This window comes from Thermococcus sp. LS2 (assembly GCF_012027375.1).
Taxonomy (GTDB): domain Archaea; phylum Methanobacteriota_B; class Thermococci; order Thermococcales; family Thermococcaceae; genus Thermococcus_B.
Window position 1 is genome coordinate 1 of the sequence record NZ_SNUI01000027.1, and the last position, 581, is coordinate 581.

The 581-nt window shown below is 46.0% G+C and carries 1 protein-coding gene; it reads right to left on the bottom strand.

Annotation, left to right across the window (positions count from 1 at the left end; genetic code table 11):
• A partial coding sequence (locus tag E3E24_RS12550; RefSeq protein ID WP_304940805.1) for a proton-conducting transporter membrane subunit occupies nucleotides 1–581 on the bottom strand: 581 nt, incomplete at both ends.

Here is a 581-nt window from a genome sequence, read left to right on the forward strand (position 1 = left end):
ATGAGCTTCTTAACATCCCTCTGAACATTCATCATCAAGGCACCAAAGAGTGCAGACACTGCTCCCAAAACTATTACAATCGTGCTTAACATGCTGACTACATGAGCAAGCTCTGGAGTTAACTGGCCACCGTAAACTGTGTAAATGAATCTAATCAAAGCATAAACACCAACGTTTACTACGAGACCACTCAACACTGCTGAAATTGGGCTTGGTGCCGCTGGGTGGGCCTCTGGAAGCCAGAAGTGATTCGGCACGATGGCAGCCTTAATAAGGAAAGCCCACGTAGCTAAAGCCAAAGCAACACCAGACGCAAGGGCAATATTCCCAACTGGCGTTCCAGTAACTGGGAATGACATTCCATGAACTTTTGCCGCTAAGTCAGCAAAATTCACCGTACCAAAAGCCCCGTAGAGAATTCCAAGCGCTAAGAAGTACATTGTAGTACCAATTGCACCAATCAGAGCGTATTTAAATCCTGCAGTGACTGAGTCACCCCTATCGCGATAGAACATTACTAAGGCATAAGCTGCTATACTCGTGACCTCAATCATGACGAAGAGATTGAAAGCATCACCCGT